Origin of the sequence: Chroococcidiopsis cubana SAG 39.79, from assembly GCF_003991895.1 — a bacterium.
Classification (GTDB): domain Bacteria; phylum Cyanobacteriota; class Cyanobacteriia; order Cyanobacteriales; family Chroococcidiopsidaceae; genus Chroococcidiopsis; species Chroococcidiopsis thermalis.
The window spans coordinates 1-17,559 of the sequence record NZ_RSCK01000072.1; the positions used below are offsets into that span (position 1 = coordinate 1).

16 protein-coding genes and 2 pseudogenes are annotated in these 17,559 nt (G+C 43.9%); 6 read left to right on the plus strand and 12 right to left on the minus strand.

Going from position 1 to position 17,559, the window contains the following annotated elements; genetic code table 11:
• Positions 1-80: 80 nt before the first annotated feature.
• The 3 genes and pseudogenes from DSM107010_RS41545 to DSM107010_RS27675 form a co-directional block, all read right to left on the minus strand.
• Positions 81-782 (minus strand): annotated as a pseudogene (locus DSM107010_RS41545) (AAA family ATPase); the annotation flags it as partial.
• Between the two features lie 231 nt (positions 783-1,013).
• Entirely contained in the window at positions 1,014-1,523 is a 510-nt protein-coding gene (locus DSM107010_RS27670) for a DUF1822 family protein (protein WP_106169143.1), read from the minus strand.
• Between the two features lie 19 nt (positions 1,524-1,542).
• Complete coding sequence (locus DSM107010_RS27675; protein WP_106169144.1) at positions 1,543-1,842, minus strand: hypothetical protein; 300 nt, start codon at positions 1,840-1,842, stop codon at positions 1,543-1,545.
• 163 nt (positions 1,843-2,005) lie between these two features.
• Between DSM107010_RS27675 and DSM107010_RS27680 the strand changes: the two genes are divergently transcribed.
• The 3 genes from DSM107010_RS27680 (at position 2,006) to DSM107010_RS27690 (ending at position 7,292) form a co-directional block, all read left to right on the plus strand.
• Entirely contained in the window at positions 2,006-2,188 is a 183-nt protein-coding gene (locus DSM107010_RS27680) for a hypothetical protein (RefSeq protein ID WP_127024383.1), read from the plus strand.
• Between the two features lie 736 nt (positions 2,189-2,924).
• A complete protein-coding gene (locus DSM107010_RS27685; protein ID WP_127024388.1) occupies positions 2,925-4,709 on the plus strand; it encodes a pentapeptide repeat-containing protein in 1,785 nt (594 codons plus the stop codon).
• A 114-nt stretch (positions 4,710-4,823) separates the two neighbouring features.
• Positions 4,824-7,292 (plus strand): two-partner secretion domain-containing protein, encoded by a 2,469-nt coding sequence (locus DSM107010_RS27690; protein ID WP_106168678.1) that lies wholly within the window; start codon positions 4,824-4,826, stop codon positions 7,290-7,292.
• Between the two features lie 59 nt (positions 7,293-7,351).
• On the opposite strand, the gene tnpA is transcribed toward DSM107010_RS27690, so the two are convergent.
• On the minus strand, positions 7,352-7,831 hold the full coding sequence (gene tnpA / locus DSM107010_RS27695) for an IS200/IS605 family transposase (RefSeq protein ID WP_373425484.1): 480 nt from the start codon (positions 7,829-7,831) through the stop codon (positions 7,352-7,354).
• A gap of 34 nt (positions 7,832-7,865) precedes the next feature.
• Here tnpA and DSM107010_RS27700 point away from each other — a divergent pair, with 34 nt between their 5' ends.
• Together DSM107010_RS27700 and DSM107010_RS27705 are read left to right on the plus strand one after the other, a co-directional pair.
• Positions 7,866-9,137 (plus strand): RNA-guided endonuclease InsQ/TnpB family protein, encoded by a 1,272-nt coding sequence (locus DSM107010_RS27700; protein WP_127024391.1) that lies wholly within the window; start codon positions 7,866-7,868, stop codon positions 9,135-9,137.
• 48 nt (positions 9,138-9,185) lie between these two features.
• Entirely contained in the window at positions 9,186-11,894 is a 2,709-nt protein-coding gene (locus tag DSM107010_RS27705; protein WP_127024394.1) for a CHAT domain-containing protein, read from the plus strand.
• A gap of 33 nt (positions 11,895-11,927) precedes the next feature.
• On the opposite strand, the gene DSM107010_RS27710 is transcribed toward DSM107010_RS27705, so the two are convergent.
• From DSM107010_RS27710 to DSM107010_RS27740, 8 genes are all read right to left on the minus strand, one after another.
• On the minus strand, positions 11,928-12,839 hold the full coding sequence (locus tag DSM107010_RS27710; protein ID WP_158631878.1) for a proline iminopeptidase-family hydrolase: 912 nt from the start codon (positions 12,837-12,839) through the stop codon (positions 11,928-11,930).
• Between the two features lie 139 nt (positions 12,840-12,978).
• Entirely contained in the window at positions 12,979-13,398 is a 420-nt protein-coding gene (locus DSM107010_RS27715; RefSeq protein WP_106168679.1) for a cupin domain-containing protein, read from the minus strand.
• 19 nt (positions 13,399-13,417) lie between these two features.
• Positions 13,418-13,759 carry a hypothetical protein gene (locus tag DSM107010_RS27720; RefSeq protein ID WP_199755782.1) on the minus strand — a complete coding sequence of 114 codons (342 nt, stop codon included), beginning with the start codon at positions 13,757-13,759 and terminating at the stop codon, positions 13,418-13,420.
• The gene (locus tag DSM107010_RS27725; RefSeq protein WP_127024397.1) at positions 13,743-13,952 is read right to left on the minus strand and encodes a hypothetical protein; all 210 of its coding nucleotides are present in this window, start codon (positions 13,950-13,952) and stop codon (positions 13,743-13,745) included. The genes DSM107010_RS27720 and DSM107010_RS27725 overlap by 17 nt, the downstream gene beginning before the upstream one ends.
• Positions 13,918-14,106 carry a hypothetical protein gene (locus DSM107010_RS38785; RefSeq protein WP_158631879.1) on the minus strand — a complete coding sequence of 63 codons (189 nt, stop codon included), beginning with the start codon at positions 14,104-14,106 and terminating at the stop codon, positions 13,918-13,920. The genes DSM107010_RS27725 and DSM107010_RS38785 overlap by 35 nt, the downstream gene beginning before the upstream one ends.
• 577 nt (positions 14,107-14,683) lie before the next feature.
• Entirely contained in the window at positions 14,684-14,818 is a 135-nt protein-coding gene (locus DSM107010_RS42470) for a hypothetical protein (RefSeq protein WP_277871350.1), read from the minus strand.
• 646 nt (positions 14,819-15,464) lie between these two features.
• The gene (locus tag DSM107010_RS27735) at positions 15,465-15,722 is read right to left on the minus strand and encodes a DUF4278 domain-containing protein (RefSeq protein WP_127024404.1); all 258 of its coding nucleotides are present in this window, start codon (positions 15,720-15,722) and stop codon (positions 15,465-15,467) included.
• Positions 15,723-15,794: 72 nt separating this feature from the next.
• Positions 15,795-16,097, minus strand: coding sequence for a sodium:solute symporter family transporter (locus DSM107010_RS27740; RefSeq protein WP_106171304.1), 303 nt, complete (start codon positions 16,095-16,097; stop codon positions 15,795-15,797).
• 262 nt (positions 16,098-16,359) lie between these two features.
• Here DSM107010_RS27740 and DSM107010_RS27745 point away from each other — a divergent pair.
• Positions 16,360-17,557 (plus strand): annotated as a pseudogene (locus tag DSM107010_RS27745) (IS701 family transposase).
• The last annotated feature ends 2 nt before the right edge of the window (positions 17,558-17,559 follow it).

The window sequence follows — 17,559 nt, forward strand, 5'->3', positions numbered from 1 at the left end:
AGACGCTTATTTCTCCATAAAAGTATTTGTTCCAGAATATCACTTTAAGCTTGGTATAAATTTAGATGCGTTTGCCCTGGCGATGCACCCACACCGACAAACATTTCCACAAATTCAGAACCGGAGGCGCTGAAAAACGGTACTCCTGCTTCCCCCGCGATCGCTTTTGCTAGTAATGTTTTCCCCGTTCCTGGAGGTCCGATTAACAAAACTCCTTTAGGAATTTTTGCCCCAACTGCGGTAAATTTCTCTGGCTGTTTGAGGAAGGTGACGACTTCTTGCAACTCTTCTTTGGCTTCGTCAATCCCTGCAACATCGTCAAATTTCACGCCCGTTTTAGCTTCCATCTGGAATCTAGCGCGAGACTTGCCAAAACTTAGGGCTTGGTTAGAAGAATTAGCTGAACGACGTAACAATAGCAACATCAACGCCATCAGAGGCACGATCCAGAGTAAATTTGCTAGCAGACCCACTGCAGCCCTACTATCAGCAGAAGAATTGACTTCCAATGGGACTTGTCTATCTCTAGCTCTATTAATTAATTCTGGATTTTGTTGTAATAACAATACTTCTTTAGGTGGTTCGTCCGCCTTTTGTCCCTTGAGCTGAACTTTAGCAATATTCTGCGCTGGGTCAAGCTCTATTCTGGTAACATCTCCGCGATCGATGCTGCGTAACAATTCGCCGTAATTCAGCGTATTGGAATTTTCTCTTTGCGCCAGTACCGGAGTACCTACAAGCATTGACTGAAATATCAACCAACTAGCTACCAAATACCACAAGCGTTGCTCAGTTTTATTGGCAAAAGTTTTAGGGCTTGTTGGAATCTGCCCGATTAATGCGTGTTTGTACGATTTCACAATGCAATAGTCTTTAACGAAGAGATGATGGTGAGACGGGGATCGATACCTCTCGAACGCAGACTAGAAATTAAAACCTGTGCTCGTCTGGTTTCGTCTGTTGCGTAGTTTGAAGAGGGGCGGGAGATGTAACACTCCCCCCCGACTCCGCCCTTAATTCAGTTTTGCTTGCCTAATGCGCTGGATGTGTGCTGGTAACTTGGCGATCGCTTGCAGTTGAGTTAGTGGTAGTTCGCCACTTTCTGGCACTATGGTAGTAAATCCTAGCAAAGTTGCTTCTTCCCACAAATCGTCGATCTGTACTCCAACGTAGCCAATACGTTCTACCGTCCACACCTCCGGCGGGATAGAAACAACATTTGCCCCTGGCAGCACGGGACGACACTCTAGCTGACCCACGTTTGGGATTTCTAGATCGGCAATATCCATTAGTGTCTGATACACTCGGCAGTGAGTGCAACTGGCTGCCAGATCGGTCTCGATTTTCAGATGACGCAGGTAGAAATCAACCGCAGACACTGCCAGAGTATTGAAATAAACCTGTTCGGCTTTGGTAGGGTGGCAATGTTGTTGCTGAAATCGTAGTACCCGATCGCAATCTAGTCTTTCAAAGGAGATAGTGACAGTTGAAGATGTTGAACCTACTGAGAATTCTGGAAACATTGTTTTATCCTACTTTAAATTAAAAACTGCCATTGTTTAAAGGGTCATTGTCAAGATTGCTATTGTCGAGATACGCTCTGATTTGTGGAGCAAACTGTCTTACCCAGCGGTAATAAAATTTGCCAAGAGTGGGAACTGGAATTCCGTCCAAGCTATCGGAAATTTGCTGCCATGTTCTCCTATCGAGCACCTGTATTGCTATGAAAGCAAAATTAGCTTCGGGATAGTTCTCGATATAGGCTTCTTGAAATAAATTGTCTGGATCTGATTCTAAGTAACGTCTGAGACGACCTGTGTAATCTGAGTCGAAATTTGTCATTTAAAAAGGAAGCTGTTGTTGTATTGCTCGATCTCATCTCAAATATTTTTGGTAGTGCGATCAACCTCAGTGCAAATATCGTAGAGGAAAGTATAGGGGTTCTTACCTCCTCTTCGTGGTGCTAGCCTAGTTTCGCTCAACACCATCAAACGATTTGCCAGGTGTGGGTGGGCGCCCAGCAACCATTTCGGGTGATGAATTACTGATAGAAGTAGCTAGCCAAATGCTGCTAGCGATCGCTACCATTATTCCGATAGCTGCAATTAACTTGTTCATGTTCATGTTTACTTCAGGTGATTTTAAACGATTGGTAAAAACGCCATCAATTAATCCACCGATTCGATGACTAGATATCTTTAAAATAAGCGAATAAAACTTATTTGCCTGTAAGAAAATGTGATAAAAAAATGAATGGGTTTTTGTATAAAAATGTGAGTATCACACAACTAGATTGTCACTTGTAAATTGCTTTCTAGAATTTTCAATTTAACTAGAAACGATAACAGTTTCAGGTAGGGTAATCAATCGCGATGCAACATATCAGATAGCAGCGAGAAAACTTTTTGTGTAAAAATGTGAGTACTGCAAAACTAAATTGCTTTCTAAAATTTTCGCTTTAACCAGGAACGATCGCAGTTTCAGGGCAATCAATATCGGTCACGAGGCAACACGCCAGGTAGTAGAGAGGCAGAAAAGCTGATAAAATTTCAACCAGATAGGTAAAAGGCAGCTATGACTCGCGGAATTTATCCCCGATCTACCTCTTCTGTATACTTTGATGGTAATCTAATCCGATTATCAAGCAGTCTCAAAGCTTCCAGCCTCTGAGCTAGCATCCCACCTATATCAAAATGAAACATTATTTCACAAAACAAATTTAGGAGAACTCCTGCTCCTAAATACCCAAATCCTAGCTAGACAGCCGCTTGTGTGCCAAGGATTTAGTTCCCCGACAAAAACTTCTTCTAACGGTGACAAGAGAATGACTGTCTGAATTTGAAGCCCAGCTACTCATCGCACTTAGGTTTATCAACTGAGCCTCTAGCTCTCACTATACTATCACAAAATTATCACTTTAAGCCATGAGTTTCAATTTGGAATCTGCTAGTGAAAAAGCTGCAACAATTAACAATTTTATTAAGTTTGCCAGTAATGGAGAAGACAGCTTAAATGATAAAGAACAAGAGATATTACGTTTACTTTGTGATGGAAGAAAACTTACAGATGTGTCCGAACAAGACAATGGCATAAACTATGATTACGCCAGACAATTAGCAACTCAAGTGTATAAAAAATTACGAAAGGCGCTTCGGAAAAAGGGGTTGAAGATAAAAGTAAATAAAGGAACTATTTCGACAGTAGTAGCTGAGTGTTATAAATTGATGTACGCTGATTCAGTAACTACATCTGTAGAACAAAATGGAACTTCCACACATCATGTAGTAGCTGATTTAGCAACTGCAGCCGTAGAACAAAATGGGAATTCCGCACGTAAAGTAGCAAAACAAAATGTGATTCTCACATATCGAGCAATAGTTTTGCTATGCGGTAGATTAATAGAAGATAGTAACAAAATAGAATGTGGTGTAAGTAGAAGAGTTCGAGAAATTACTGCTGAATTTAAAAAAAAGTATAGCTTAGAAGCAGATTTAGGAATTAGTCCGAGAGAACAAGGTGATGTTGAAATAACTTTAGAAGGTTCATTGGAAGATCTGGAGAGATTAAAAGAACTATTTAGAGCGAATGAATTGAAAGATATATTAAGCATTCCTATTAATGATGTTCAAATCTCAAACAAAAATTTAGATGGTGAAAATAAAAAACATGAATTAGTACAAAGCATATATTGTCAGGCGGATGGATATTTACAACTGGCTAGTGCTGACTTGAGTGAGACAGCTCTGCGTAACGCTAATTTAAGTTACGCTAATTTAAGTTATGCTAATTTAAGTTATGCTAATTTGAGTTACGCTAATTTAAGTTATGCTAATTTGAGTTGCGCCGACCTTTTCCGTGCTACCCTTATTGGTGTTCGCCTGCATCAAACCGATCTGCGCCGAGCCGATCTGCGCCAAGCTAACCTTTCTAACATTAACCTAAGGGTTGCTCGAATCGATCGCACAACAAAACTTAGTAAGAACGAGCATCAATTCAATACAATAAAAATTCTCTTGGAGATAGTAGGGATTCTCTTGGAGCTTTTTATTAAACAGAAAGTCGAAGATAAAGACCCGCCAAGCGGTAATAATGGCAGCGCTGCCAATATCATAAATGTCAATGGCAGCGGTACCATTATTATAAATGTCAATGGCAGCGGTGCTAATTTGAGTGGCACCAATCTCAGCGGTGCTAATATCATAAATACCAATTTCAGCTATGCTAATTTAACCGGTGCCGATCTCAGTAATGCCAATATCATAAATGCCAATTTTAGAGGAACCGATCTGCGTCATGTTAATGTGCAGTATGCTCGATTCAGGTCGTGTAAAGGGCTTTATAAGAATACGAGGCGTTCTCTAAAGCAGCAAGGGGCAATTTTTGAGGTCAATCCTGCATGGCAACTCATAGGTCAAGTCGTCGGGGTGATAAGGAATTTGTCAAGGTGGATCGTAAGTGAAGACGTTGCGGTGGCGATTTCAAGGTTTATTGCGATCGCATTTATCGCATTTGTAGCATATATGGTTTGCGTTAATTGGGATTTAATAAAACCGTTACTAAATGAAGCATGGAATTCAATAGGAACAGCATGGAATAGAAAAGAAGACATCCTACAAAGCTTCGGGAACAGTCTCTGGGAAGCATTTAAGCATTTTCGTTTTACACCACCACGGATTCCGGTTCCAATTTCAATAAAGTCATTACCATAGCGCGTCAGGATTTGGTGACAGAAATCTCAGCAGGCGAAATCGAGAGGTTAGCGTCCTAAATCTAGTATTTAGCTCTTAATCTGATATTCTAAATTCGTAACGAATCGACTGAAGATGAGCTGGAATTGGAGTTGGCAATTAGGACTAGCAAGTTTTCTCGCCACTGTCGGGGCGCTTTGTGTTGGGGAAAATCGCACTGTTGCTCAGATTGCACCCGACACTACACTCGGTAGCGAAAATTCTACCGTGACATCGACAGGAGATGTGGATGCGATAAATGGCGGCGCAACTAGAGGCGCTAACCTGTTCCATAGTTTTCAAGAATTCAATGTGAATGAAGGACGAGCCGCTGTTTTCACGAATCCGGCTGGAATTGAGAATATTTTAACTAGAGTTACAGGAGCTAACCCGTCCAATATTCTCGGCACGCTAGGTGTAGCGGGCAATGCCAATCTGTTTTTGATTAATCCCAATGGCATTATTTTCGGACAGAATGCCCGTCTGGACGTGGGTGGTTCGTTTGTCGCTACCACAGCCAATGCAATCTCTTTTGGCGATCGCGGTGTTTTTAGTGCCACAAATCCGAGCAATCCTGGATTACTGACGGTTAATCCTTCGGCTTTATTATTTAATCAAATTCGTGCCGCAGCGATCCAAAATAACTCAATTGCTGACTCTGGTTTAAATCCATCTAGCGAGTTTACAGCTACGGGTTTGCGCGTCCCAGATGGCAACAGCTTGCTGTTAGTAGGCGGCGATCTAAATATAACTGGTGGAGGATTGTATGCTTTTGGTGGGCGAGTGGAGTTGGGTGGGTTAGCTAGTGCGGGAACAGTTGGATTGAATGGGCAAGGAAATAATCTGAGCTTGAGTTTTACCGATGGTGCAGAAAGAAGTGATGTTTTCTTGAGCAAAGGTGCTGGGATCGATGTAACTGCTAGTGCTGGTGGAAGCATCGCCGTAAATGCTCGAAATTTGAAAATGACAGAAGGGAGTTACTTGTTTGCTGGAATAGAAGGTGTACTTGCTTCAGAGAATAGTAAGGCGGGCAATATTGACATTAATGCAACTGGAGCGATCGATCTTAATAACAAGAGCATGATTGCCAATCAGGTGCTACCAGGAGCAAACGGACAAGGAGGCAATGTCAATATCAGTGCTAGCAACTTGCGGCTGGAGAGTGGGGCACAGATAAATGCTTTTACATTAGGTGCTGGTAAAGGTGGCAATTTAACAGTTGATGTTTCTTCTGAGGTGCAACTGATAGGCACAAGCACTGATAGTCAGTCTTCCAGTAGCTTAACTACCTCTGCACAGCCAGACTCAACAGGGGATGCGGGAGACTTGAATTTTGAAACTTCTACCTTGCGGCTGGAGGGTGGGGCACAAGTAAGTGCTGTGACATTTGGTGCGGGCAAAGGAGGAAATTTGAATGTCGTCGCCCATGACATGCAACTGAGTGGGACAAGCAATGATGGTCGTCCTAGTGGCTTATCTGTTTCCGCAGAGCGAAACTCAACCGGAGATGCAGGTAATTTGACAATTAATACTCATACCTTGTGGCTGGAGGATGGGGCGCAGATAAGTGCTGCTACATTTGCTACAGGCAGAGGAGGAAATTTAAATGTCGTTGCCCATGACATGCAACTAAGTGGGACAAGCAATGGGGGTCTTTCCAGTGGCTTATTTACTTCTGCAACGCGAAACTCAACTGGAGATGCAGGTAATTTGACAATTAACACTGGCAACTTGTTAGTTCAAGATGGAGCTAGAGTGAGCGTAGAGAGTTCTGGAACGGGAACCGCAGGCAACATGACGTTAAACGCTCGTTCTATCCGCTTAAACAACAATGCTGAACTCAGTGCTAACACGCAAAGCGCCCTTGTTGACCCTGATTCGGAGCAGGCGACAATTAATATCAGCTCCCAAAATTTGTTTATGAGTGGCAATAGCAACATCTTCACCAACGCCAAAAAGGAAAATGTCATTGGCGGTAACATTAACATCGACACCGATTTGTTCTTTGCTGTTAACAATAGTGATATCAGCGCTAATTCAAAGAACTTCCGTGGTGGGAACGTGCGAATTGATGCTTTTAGCATCTTCGGGACGCAGTTTCGCGCAGCGCCAGACGATCGCACCAGCGATATTACTGCTTCTGGAGCCAATCCCCAGTTAAGCGGTAGTGTGGAGATCGACACACCAGGTATTGACCCCAACAGAGGCTTAGTTAATTTGCCATCAGTCCCAGTTGACACCCAATTAGCACAGAATTGTAATCCTAGTAACAATCAAAATCGAAGCGAATTTATTGTTACTGGTCGTGGTGGCTTGCCCCCTAATCCTACAGAAGTGCTTAGTAGCGATGCAACTTCTATTAATTGGGTCGCACTTCGACCCACAACAGAAAACCAATCTAGTTTAACTTCAGCCACCCATTCCACTGCACGATCGCCAGTACCGATTGTAGAAGCTACTGGGTGGGAACTCGATCGCCAAGGTAAAGTCATTCTTACTGCTTCTCGTGTCTCCGCACAATCTCACAACTCCTGGCAGTCCTCTACCCAGTGCAAACCACGCTAAACTGCAAAAGCATTGCGATCGCTTTACCACTAGAATAAACTGTGGAATTCTTTTAGCCCTCAACTGTGAGAATCCCCGCCCCGTCCGCTTCTGCGGCGGGGTCGGGATGAATCACGCTCCATGACTTCATCGTCAGTCGGAGAATCTTGTTGCTGGACATATTGCTTTAACTGCTCCACGGTAATGCCTCCACAAGTAGCAATGAAATAAGTAGAGTGCCAAAAGATAGGTTTATCTCGATAGAATCGCTTTACTTGTTCGGGAAACTCTTTGCGAATATAAATACTACTTACAGTCTTCAAGTTATTCACAAACTTCGATAACTGCATTTGCGGATAAAAACCAAAAAGTAGGTGCAGATGGTCTTCTTCCCCGTTGACCTCTAGCAATTCGCAGCCCCACCTTTGGCATAAGTCAAAACAAATTTCTCTTAATCGCTGCAACATGGGAGCGGTAATAACCTTTCTTCTATACTTGGTTGTAAGCACTAGATGAGCTTTCAAATCTGAAGTAGCCCTAGAATGTGATTTATAAGTCATTTACTTTTATAGCACTGCATGATATTATCTTCTCATGAGAGTAGCTTATCAGTACCGTTTACTGCCAACCACCGAACAAAAAGCCGCGATGGATCGCTGGCTCGATATGTTGCGCTTGCAATACAACTGGTTACTGGGTGAGCGTTTTCGGTGGTGGGAAGAGAATCGGTGCGATATTAATGCTTGTCCGCTAATTTGTCATTTGCCAGAACTTCGAGACAACCCCGACTACTATTCTCAGAAGCGTAGTTTAGTCCAGCTCAAACAAGACAGACCGTGGTACGCTAGAGTTTATTCGCAGGTATTGCAAGACTGCGTAACTAGGGTAAAACTAGCTTTTGACCGATTTATTAAAGGCGACAGCAAGGGTAATAGGAGTGGGCAACCGCGATTTAAAGGAAAGAACCGTTACCGCTCGTTTACTTATACTCAAATCGATATTTCCGACATTAAAGATAATCGAATTAGCTTATCTAAAATTGGTTGGGTAAAACTAGTTCTTCATCGTCCAATACCTGATAGATTTAAAGCGAAAACAGCTATTGTTACCAAGAAAAGTGATGGCTGGTATGTAACTATCACTCTAGTTGATGAAAGCGTACCAACTAGTAGTATTGAAATTATCCCAACTCCTGATAACAGTATTGCTCTAGATTTAGGATTGGAAAAGTTTGCCGCTCTTGATACCGGCGAGTTTGTGGATATTCCACAGCATTTTCGTAAAAGTGAAGCAAAGCTAGCTAAATTACAGCAGAAAGTTGCTACTAGGAAAAAAGGTAGTAGGGCAAGGAAGTTGTTGAACCGTAGGATTGGTAGACTACATCAACAAATTGCCAGACAGAGAAAACAGTTTCATTTTGAGACTGCCAAACAAGTAATGCAAAAAGCCCTTGTAGTTTTTGTAGAAGACTTGGCAGTCAAAAATATGTCTAAACGTTGTAAACCGAAACAAGACGAAGAGGGTAATTATGTAGCCAATAGACAAAGTAGCAAATCAGGATTGAACAAGAGCATAGCTGACGCTGGTTGGGCGCAATTCATTGACATACTGAGCTTCAAGGCTGAAAGTGCTGGGGGTAAAGTTGTTAAGGTTAATCCCAAAAATACCAGTCAATTTTGCTCAAATTGCCTCAACGTTGTTCCGAAAACATTGAAAGAGCGTTGGCATGATTACGACCGATGCAATCTATCAATAGATCGGGATACAAATAGCGCAATTCTTATCAACAAAGTAGGGTTGGGTGTCGTCCTTACTATAAAACGCTCTAGAAGAAATTCAAGAGAAGCCCACGCCGTCGCCTCTTAGGTGCGGCGCTGGGAGTACATCACTATCCGTCGCTTCGACAGCAGGAACATGGCAAGAAAACGGCGCGTATTTTTCCATACAGTAAAATCTTTGTGGAAGACGAATCGCTTAGGTAAAGGTTGGCTCACCCAGTTTCTACTGGTGCTGATGAGTGCATTTCTATGTATAACCATTACCCTGGTTTTTACTAAAACTACCGCTGTTTACTCTGCTGTCCCAAATGAGCAAAAAGCGATCGCCTCTACGCAGAACCTAATACAACAAGGCAAAACCTTTTACGATGCCGGACAGTTTGCCCAAGCAGTCAAGGTTTTGCAACAGGCTGCAACTATCTCTGAAGCGGATGGAGATGAACTGAACCAAGCTATAGCATTGAGCAATCTTTCCTTAGCCTATCAGCAACTTGGATTGCCCCAAGCAGAAAGTGCGATCGCGTCTAGTCTTAAACTATTACAAACCGGACAGAATATCGGTACTGCCAAAGAGCGAATGCAAATCCTTGCCCAAGCCCTAGACGTTCGAGGTCGCTGGCAATTGGCACAAGGACAATCCGAAACAGCTTTAACTACTTGGCAGCAAGCATTTGAGATCTACGCCAAAATTGGAGATAATACTGGGTTAACTCGCAACCGCATCAATCAAGCCCAAGCCTTGCAAGCTTTGGGGCATTATCGTCAGGCTCAAGAGATACTATCCGAGTTAAATGAAACTCTGCAAAACCAGCCAGATTCTGCTCTCAAGGCTACAGGACTACGTAGCCTTGGCAATGTCTTGCGAGTTGTCGGCGAGTTTAACAACTCTCGCCAAGTTTTGGAGCAAAGTTTAGAAATAACTCAGCGAATGAGCAAAGTAGACGCGAGAGGAACGCCATCTGCTCAAACTATCAGCGATACTCTGTTAAGTTTAGGTAATACAGCCCGCGCCCAACAAGAGACTCAAACCGCTCTCCAGTTCTACCAACAAGCTGCTAGTGCATCTACTTCACCCTATACGCGCATTCAAGCACAGTTGAATCAATTGAGTCTATTGCTAGAAACCCAGCAATGGAATGCTGCTAAAAAACTATATCCCAAAATTGAGACTTCTATTGCCAACTTAGCCCCTAGCAGGACAGCGGTTGACGCTAAAATCAACTTTGCTAAAAGTCTGATGCATTTAAAACAACATGACAATGCGATCGCTGTTTCACGGCAAGATATCGCCCAGTTACTAGCTGCATCAGTCCAACAAGCAAAAGCTTTAGAAGACCAACGAGCAATTAGTTATGCTTTAGGTAATCTAGGCGAACTGTACGAACAAAACGGGCAGTTCAATGAAGCAGAAAACCTCACCCAGCAAGCTTTATTCGCAGCACAGACGATTAACGCTACAGATATTACCTATTTGTGGCAGTGGCAGTTAGGACGCTTACTCAGAGATCGAGGAAATATCCAACCAGCGATCGCGGCTTATAATGAAGCAGTTAACAACCTAAGATCTCTGCGCCGCGATTTAGTAGCGATAAATCCCGATCTTCAATTTTCCTTTCGAGATAAAGTCGAACCTGTCTATCGCCAGTTAGTCGATCTGCTGTTACGCTCCAAGTCAGGTGCAGATCCCAGCCCTGAAAATCTTACCTCAGCTCGGACGACAATTGAATCTCTGCAATTAGCAGAATTAGAGAATTTTTTTCGCTCTGCCTGTTTGGATGCCAAGCCAGAATTACTCGATAAAGTTGTTGACAAAGGCGATCGCACCGCAGCAGTTATTTATCCGATTATTCTACCTGATCGCCTAGAAGTTATCCTCAAGTTGCCGACGCAAGAAAATCTGCGCCACTATACGACGAAAAAACCCCAAGACGAAGTAGAAAAAACTCTCCAATCGTTGCGGCAATACCTCAAAGAACCCGATCGCACTCTAGACGTGCAGAAATCATCCCAGCAGTTGTATAGCTGGTTGATTCAACCGCTTGAGGTTGAGCTAGAAAAAATGCAGGTGACAAAACTCGTATTTGTCTTGGATGGTAGCTTGCGAAATGTTCCGATGGGGGTTCTCTACGACGACAAACAACAAAAGTATCTCCTAGAAAAGTATGCGATCGCTTTAGCTCCAGGTCTTCAATTACTCGAACCCACACCTTTACAGCGGCAAAGATTAAACGCTTTAACTGCTGGATTGAGTGAGTCTAGGGAAGTTGCAGGGATCGAGTTTCCCCGCCTGCAAAATGTGTTGTATGAATTAAAGCAAGTCGAGTCGCAAGTACCGAAAAGCGAGGAACTTTTTAATCAAAAATTTACTAAAGATAATCTTCAAACCCAAATTAATTCCAATCCTTTCACCGTAGTTCATATGGCAACTCACGGTCAGTTTAGTTCTAATTTAGAGGAAACTTTTATTCTCACCTGGGATCGACTTTTGAAGATTGACGAGTTAGATAATTTACTCAGGACTAGCGACAAGAGTAGATCTAGCGCCATTGAATTACTAGTTCTGAGTGCCTGTGAAACAGCTGCTGGAGACAATCGCGCTGCTTTGGGACTCGCAGGCATAGCAGTGAAAGCAGGAGCGCGGAGTACGCTAGCAACATTGTGGCAAGTAGACGATCGCTCTACTGCCCGCCTGATGAGTGAATTCTATCGTCAGTTAGCCGATCCTAAGTTGACTAAAGCTGAAGCACTTCAGAAAGCTCAACTTGCTTTGTGGAACGATAAGACGCAAGACTGGAAACGTCCCTATTTCTGGGCGGCTTACGTTTTAATCGGCAATTGGCTTTAATTCCTTAACCCCACGTGGAACTTTTGTTGGTATTCAAGTCTTGACCAACCCCTCAATTTGAGTCAAGAAGTCGTTGAGAACTTTCAGATAATGCTCTGTTTCCTCAGCGTGGGGCATATGCGAACTCTTCTCAAACAAAACCCATGTACAATCTGGGATACCGTCATGGATAACTGCTGCTTGAGTAGGAGTAAACTCGTCATAGCGACCCGAAGTTAGGAGGCTCGGAATCTGAATGAAGCTAAGGCGCGATGCGATCTCCCAGTTCTTGAGACGACCGATAACGTGGGTTTCGCTTGGACCAAGCATCGTCTCATATACCTGCTTACCTTTTTTCTCTACCCCACGCTTAACAAATTCAGGCCAGGGAGATAGCCGACAAACATGCCGATGGTAATAAACCATCATTGCTTCAGAGTAAGCTGGGTCGTCAGTAGTACTGTCCGCTTCATGCAGTAGAAGCGTTTGTTGCACCTTTAGTGGCAGTTCCTCTCGCAGCCTTTTAGTCTCAGCAATCCACAATGGAATGTTGGCAGGAGAACTGGCGAGGGTTAAACTCAAGATTCCGTCTGGTTGGGTTAGTGCGTACTCCATTGCTAGCATCCCACCCCAAGAATGACCGAATAGGTGAATCCGCTCTAGCCCTAAAAAACGACGTACCGTTGCCAGCTCATCCAGAAAGAGTTCTACGCTCCACAAGGATGAATTGTCGGGTCTATCGGAGTTTCCGCAGCCTAGTTGGTCGTAAAAGACAATTGGGCGACCTGTCTTTGCCAGCGCTCTGAGGGGTTCGAGACGGTCGTGAGGTATACCAGGACCACCGTGGAGCATTAATACTGGAAATTTGCCTGGTAGCGTGTTAGCAAGGTCTCCAACGATGCAATACCAAGTTTTGTATTCCCGAAATTGAATGTAGCCTTCTCTTAGCGGCACTATCGGAAACATGGGCATACTCCTATTGAGCTAACTTGACTTTTCTCCATCGCCCTCTAAAAAAGCAAAATCATAGAAAAAACAAATACGATTCCAACAGCGATCGAAAAGCGATCCGTTTGTTCGTTGTCGGTGGCTATAGGGGAGTAAATTAAGTGCGATGCAAAACTGCTAAATCCTCCTCATCCAGTTCCACCTCAATTCCACTACGAATTAGTTCAGCAAAGTGTTCGTTTGGCACCATAATACATAAGGTATATAAGCGACCCGAACTGATATTTTCAATAAAATGTATGCCAGCGGGAGGCACTAAAAGGCTATCGCCTGCTTGAATCGGTACTGCCTTACCATCACAGTGAGCGAGTCCTTCCCCTTTAAGGATGAAAAACATTTCCACTGCCCACTGATGTTGGTTCGGGGGTTGCTTCCCGCCTACGTCAAAAATTTCTACACAAACGGTCGGGGAGACATTAGCACTTGCTCGATCGAACACGATCGCTAACCGATTCGTAGCATCAGGACTAATACGATAGACTTGGTAGTCTTTGGGAGTTTTAACTACTGGCATCATAGCTGGTTGACTGACAAAACTACAAGGCAAAAGAAAAATTCCTGACCTGGAACTCGCGTTCGAGAAATTTTTGGGTTTGTTTTTGAGAGGCGATCGCCGGCTCTGGAGCGACATCTCCACAAAGACAAAGAGTAGGAAACAACCGCCATCCGCGAGACAACACACCCTTAACCCACTCCCAACCAAGCCGCAAATAGCTGTTGCCTCTAAAAGTATGACAATCAACTAAACGCCGTTTACCTGTTTTGACAACTTCTTGTCCTTGAACAGTGAGAAATAACGTCGTAATTGCCGTTACAAGACATAAACGAGACAGTGCAATGGGGGAACGAATCAGGGATTTTTCACTTTTGTAAGCCATTCGACTTTTCATCCAAAAATTCTTCCTCAATATCAAACCGCTCACCGTACTCGCGAAAAGTTTGTAACGAGGTAGGTTCGTCACTGACGATGTGCCAAAGTTCGTTAGTAACTGGGTCTCGCGCCAAAGCTAAATTGACCAAACCGTAAGGAATAGTCTTAGTTATTTTTACACCGCAGAAGTTGCATCGCATCTCCAAACTTCAGATGGAGATCTTTCAATTGATATGGGGTTTTACCAGGTGGCAGCACCCACAGGTCGTTCTTGACACGGATACGATAGTGCCACCCCAATTTAGGCTCTAAATATTCCATTAATTTGGTGTCGGCAAAACCTCTATCTGCCATAAATCTGACCTTGGCGTTAATTGGTAATAATCGCGATATACGTCGTAATAGTTGTTCATATGTGCTGAAGGAAATACTACTTTTATGCTCAATTACACGCCATCCAACTGGAACCGCGCGTCCTCGATATCGAACTGAGACTCGAATTAAACAATAACTATTCCACAACATACTGGTGTCTTCAATTAGAACTATTTCGGACATTCCCCATGTGGACAATGCAGCTTGAATTATTGGGCTATATAGCCGTTGAACATTAATGCGGGGATTGTGTAGCCAACGGCTCAACCGTCTTTGATGAATTTGGGTGAAAAGGCCGCGGCTATCGATGTAAATTGTCCACTTCCTCAAACTAATACACCCTGAGCAAATTAATCCGATTACCATCCAGTTCAATGTATGTAGGTGACGAACATCTGCCCAAGTTTTTGATTGACCTAGCAGTTGAAGCAGTTCATGATAAATCTGGGAGGTTTTTGCCATTGCAGAGATAACTGTGTGTGGTTACCAGTTACACTACGACGTGGAATAGCCTTCAATCAAGGGCTACGCCTCCCTTTATCTCCACTTTTGTCAGTCAATCAGGAGTTAACAGAGTGGGCTTTTCTTTTTCCTGGTTGACATTCTCTTGTTTGCGCTGTTCGATAATTTTTTTAATCAGCCTTCCACTGGGGGCTTTACCATTGTTTTGTTCGACACCTTCGTTCCACACCTACCACCGCTCATGGGCAGTCTTTAAAGCGCCTAAAGCCTTAGTTTGATCTAAGTTGTTTGGATCTAAGTTGTCTGGAAAGAGGAGCGTGCTTGAATTTTCAAGCTGATTTTGCGAACGATGCATTCTCATTTCTTTCAGCTCCGTTCACGATGCGGAAAAATTGCATGCAATTATTGGCATGACGGCGACCAAATCCAAGTCTTTTATCGCAGTATTTGTGAAATGTTCCGTAAATGGCTTTGTACCAGTTTGGTTTGTCTCGGATTTGGGTTAGTAATTCACCTATCTTGTAGTACGCTTCGCTGCCTATCTGCTTTATCGTCTCTTCCCACTCGCGGATCAGGCGTTTTGTTTCTTCGGGAAGTAATTCTGGCTGCTCTTTTGGGGAGTGAGGTGTTGATCGTTTTGATCGCTCTTTTTGAGCGGATAGTTCTGAAATTTTTTCTAGACCAGCTTTTCCAGGTGCAAATCCATTAGAATTTTACGAAGAAGGGGATTCAGTTACAGGATTAAATTGAGTTGAGTCGAAATCCATATCGCTTACCTAATTTACTATTTTCAAACAGAGTCACGAGATCGCGATGTGGGCACTTTAACTGAGGTTTGTGGAGTATCCTACTGGTTGAGCGAGTGCAGTAACCCCTCAAATATTTCTGTTGACATAAAGGATGATGCCTTGATGAACCAACTTAAAGTATGTAACGCCTTGAAAAGTCAATCTATGAGTTACCAGTGTTGCAGGCACTTGGGCAAATTCGGTTTGAGGATCGACGCAATAGGTCACGCCACGATATCTGCCTCGATCGGCTGTTTCAGAGTCACGAGATTGAGGGCTTGGATAACCTGAACCTTGAGAAGAAAGATGGCGTTTATATGGTATAACGCGATAGCTGAGATTCATATGTCACCTGATAAATTTGCGATTTTCGTTGTTCCAGTTCGTCAAACTTGTGGATGGCTGAGCGATCGCTAGTTAGAAAAGAGATGACACCGCCGCAATAAAGGTAAGAGGAATTGAAATAATAGCTGGATTTGTCAGGGGAAAAAGTGCATTCACTTGAATGGTTGGTGAAAGGTAAATTAGAAGCAATGATGAAGCAGTACCTACAGCGATACTGGCGATCGCACCTTGAGTCGTGAAGCGCCACCACAGTATTAACAACAGAAGCGCAGGGAAATTAGCACTAGCGGCGATCGCTAAAGCCAAACCTACCAGATAAGCTACATTTTGATCTTTAAACACAATTGAGAGTCCAATTGCCAAAATGCCTAACAATAGCGTGGCAGCGCGAACGACTTTAAACTGCTTAGCTACGCAAGGTTAGGAAAGAGTGCTAAACTCAGTTATTAACAAACTGTAATTTCACAGTTTTACAAATCAAGATAGGTAGAGCAATTCTCAATTGAATGAAGTACGGGTATCTGGGACGATTTGCGCCCCCACGGATGTATTGGATATACATGAGAATCGCTATAGTATTACAACCGCACTTATTTAGTAGACTGTTGATGATGACAAAAAACTAAGTATTGGCGTGATGGTAGCTCAGTTACCTCAGGTGGATGCTCAATCTCCCCAAACCTTACAAGTCGAGGTTGAATCGTGGGCAGCGCAACTAGAAGTGGTTCATGCACGCATTGCTCACCACTTTGTCCGTGCTGAGCCGAGGCAACGAGTATTAGCATACCTCAAGGGATTGCTAAGTAACTGCCAACGCAAGAATGGCTGGCAACTGGCTGAACTGATGGGTGAAATGACTCCTGATGGGATGCAGAGGCTGCTATCTACTGCCAAGTGGGACGCTAATAGCGTGCGCGACGATTTGCAGAGATACATTGTCGAACATCTAGGGGATTTGCCAGCTATTGGTGTGCTGGACGAAACGGGTTTTCTCAAGCAGGGGGATAAATCAGTTGGTGTGGGACGGCAGTATTCCGGCACTGCTGGTCGGGTGGAAAACTGTCAGATAGGCGTGTTCCTTGGTTATGCCACAGCCAAAGGATTCGCTTTTTTAGATCGGGAAATATATTTACCAAAGGAGTGGGTAAATGACCAGAAGCGCCGAGAGGAGACTGGGGTACCAGAGGCAGTTAGGTTTACCACTAAGCCGCAACTAGCACGGGTGATGTTGGAGAGGGCGCTCTTCGGCTGGAGTGTCTTTAGCTTGGGTAAGTGGGGATACGGTTTATGGTAATGACCGCAGTTTACGGGGGTGGTTAGAAGAGAACGAACAAGCTTATGTACTAGCAGTTGCTTGTACCGAAAGAGATTGGATTGATGGATCTACTGGAGCGACACAGGTGGCAGTTGAACAGATGATAGCCGAGCTACCAGTCGACTCATGGCAACGGCTTAGTTGTGGACAAGGTAGCAAAGGACCACGCGAATACGACTGGGTGTGGATAGAACTGGTGTCCAGACAGCAGGCTAGTTGGCATCGTTGGCTGTTGGCGCGCCGTTCGCTATCCGATCCGAGACAGCTAGCTTACTTTATGGTGTTTGCTCCCAAGGGCACGTCTATGCCTGAAGCAGTGCGAGTAGCTGGGGCGCGTTGGCACATTGAGATGGGCTTTGAAATTACTAAGAACGAGCTAGGGTTAGACCATTATGAGGTACGTTCCTGGCGCGCCTGGTATCGACATGTCACACTGGTACTGTTAGCTTATGCTGTACTATCGATTATTCGCGCCCAAGCTCTCGTCACGACAGCTCAAAAGGGGGCAGCAACAAGTTGAAA

What these genes read in the sequence shown, in the direction of transcription:
- DSM107010_RS27670 (WP_106169143.1), bottom strand. Translation starts at nt 1,523, where the DNA reads ATGTTTCCAGAATTCTCAGTAGGTTCAACATCTTCAACTGTCACTATC.
- DSM107010_RS27675 (WP_106169144.1), bottom strand. Translation starts at nt 1,842, where the DNA reads ATGACAAATTTCGACTCAGATTACACAGGTCGTCTCAGACGTTACTTA.
- DSM107010_RS27685 (WP_127024388.1), top strand. Translation starts at nt 2,925, where the DNA reads ATGAGTTTCAATTTGGAATCTGCTAGTGAAAAAGCTGCAACAATTAAC.
- DSM107010_RS27690 (WP_106168678.1), top strand. Translation starts at nt 4,824, where the DNA reads ATGAGCTGGAATTGGAGTTGGCAATTAGGACTAGCAAGTTTTCTCGCC.
- tnpA (WP_373425484.1), bottom strand. Translation starts at nt 7,831, where the DNA reads ATGACTTATAAATCACATTCTAGGGCTACTTCAGATTTGAAAGCTCAT.
- DSM107010_RS27700 (WP_127024391.1), top strand. Translation starts at nt 7,866, where the DNA reads ATGAGAGTAGCTTATCAGTACCGTTTACTGCCAACCACCGAACAAAAA.
- DSM107010_RS27705 (WP_127024394.1), top strand. Translation starts at nt 9,186, where the DNA reads ATGGCAAGAAAACGGCGCGTATTTTTCCATACAGTAAAATCTTTGTGG.
- DSM107010_RS27710 (WP_158631878.1), bottom strand. Translation starts at nt 12,839, where the DNA reads ATGTTTCCGATAGTGCCGCTAAGAGAAGGCTACATTCAATTTCGGGAA.
- DSM107010_RS27715 (WP_106168679.1), bottom strand. Translation starts at nt 13,398, where the DNA reads ATGATGCCAGTAGTTAAAACTCCCAAAGACTACCAAGTCTATCGTATT.
- DSM107010_RS27720 (WP_199755782.1), bottom strand. Translation starts at nt 13,759, where the DNA reads ATGGCTTACAAAAGTGAAAAATCCCTGATTCGTTCCCCCATTGCACTG.
- DSM107010_RS27725 (WP_127024397.1), bottom strand. Translation starts at nt 13,952, where the DNA reads ATGCGATGCAACTTCTGCGGTGTAAAAATAACTAAGACTATTCCTTAC.
- DSM107010_RS38785 (WP_158631879.1), bottom strand. Translation starts at nt 14,106, where the DNA reads ATGGCAGATAGAGGTTTTGCCGACACCAAATTAATGGAATATTTAGAG.
- DSM107010_RS27735 (WP_127024404.1), bottom strand. Translation starts at nt 15,722, where the DNA reads ATGAATCTCAGCTATCGCGTTATACCATATAAACGCCATCTTTCTTCT.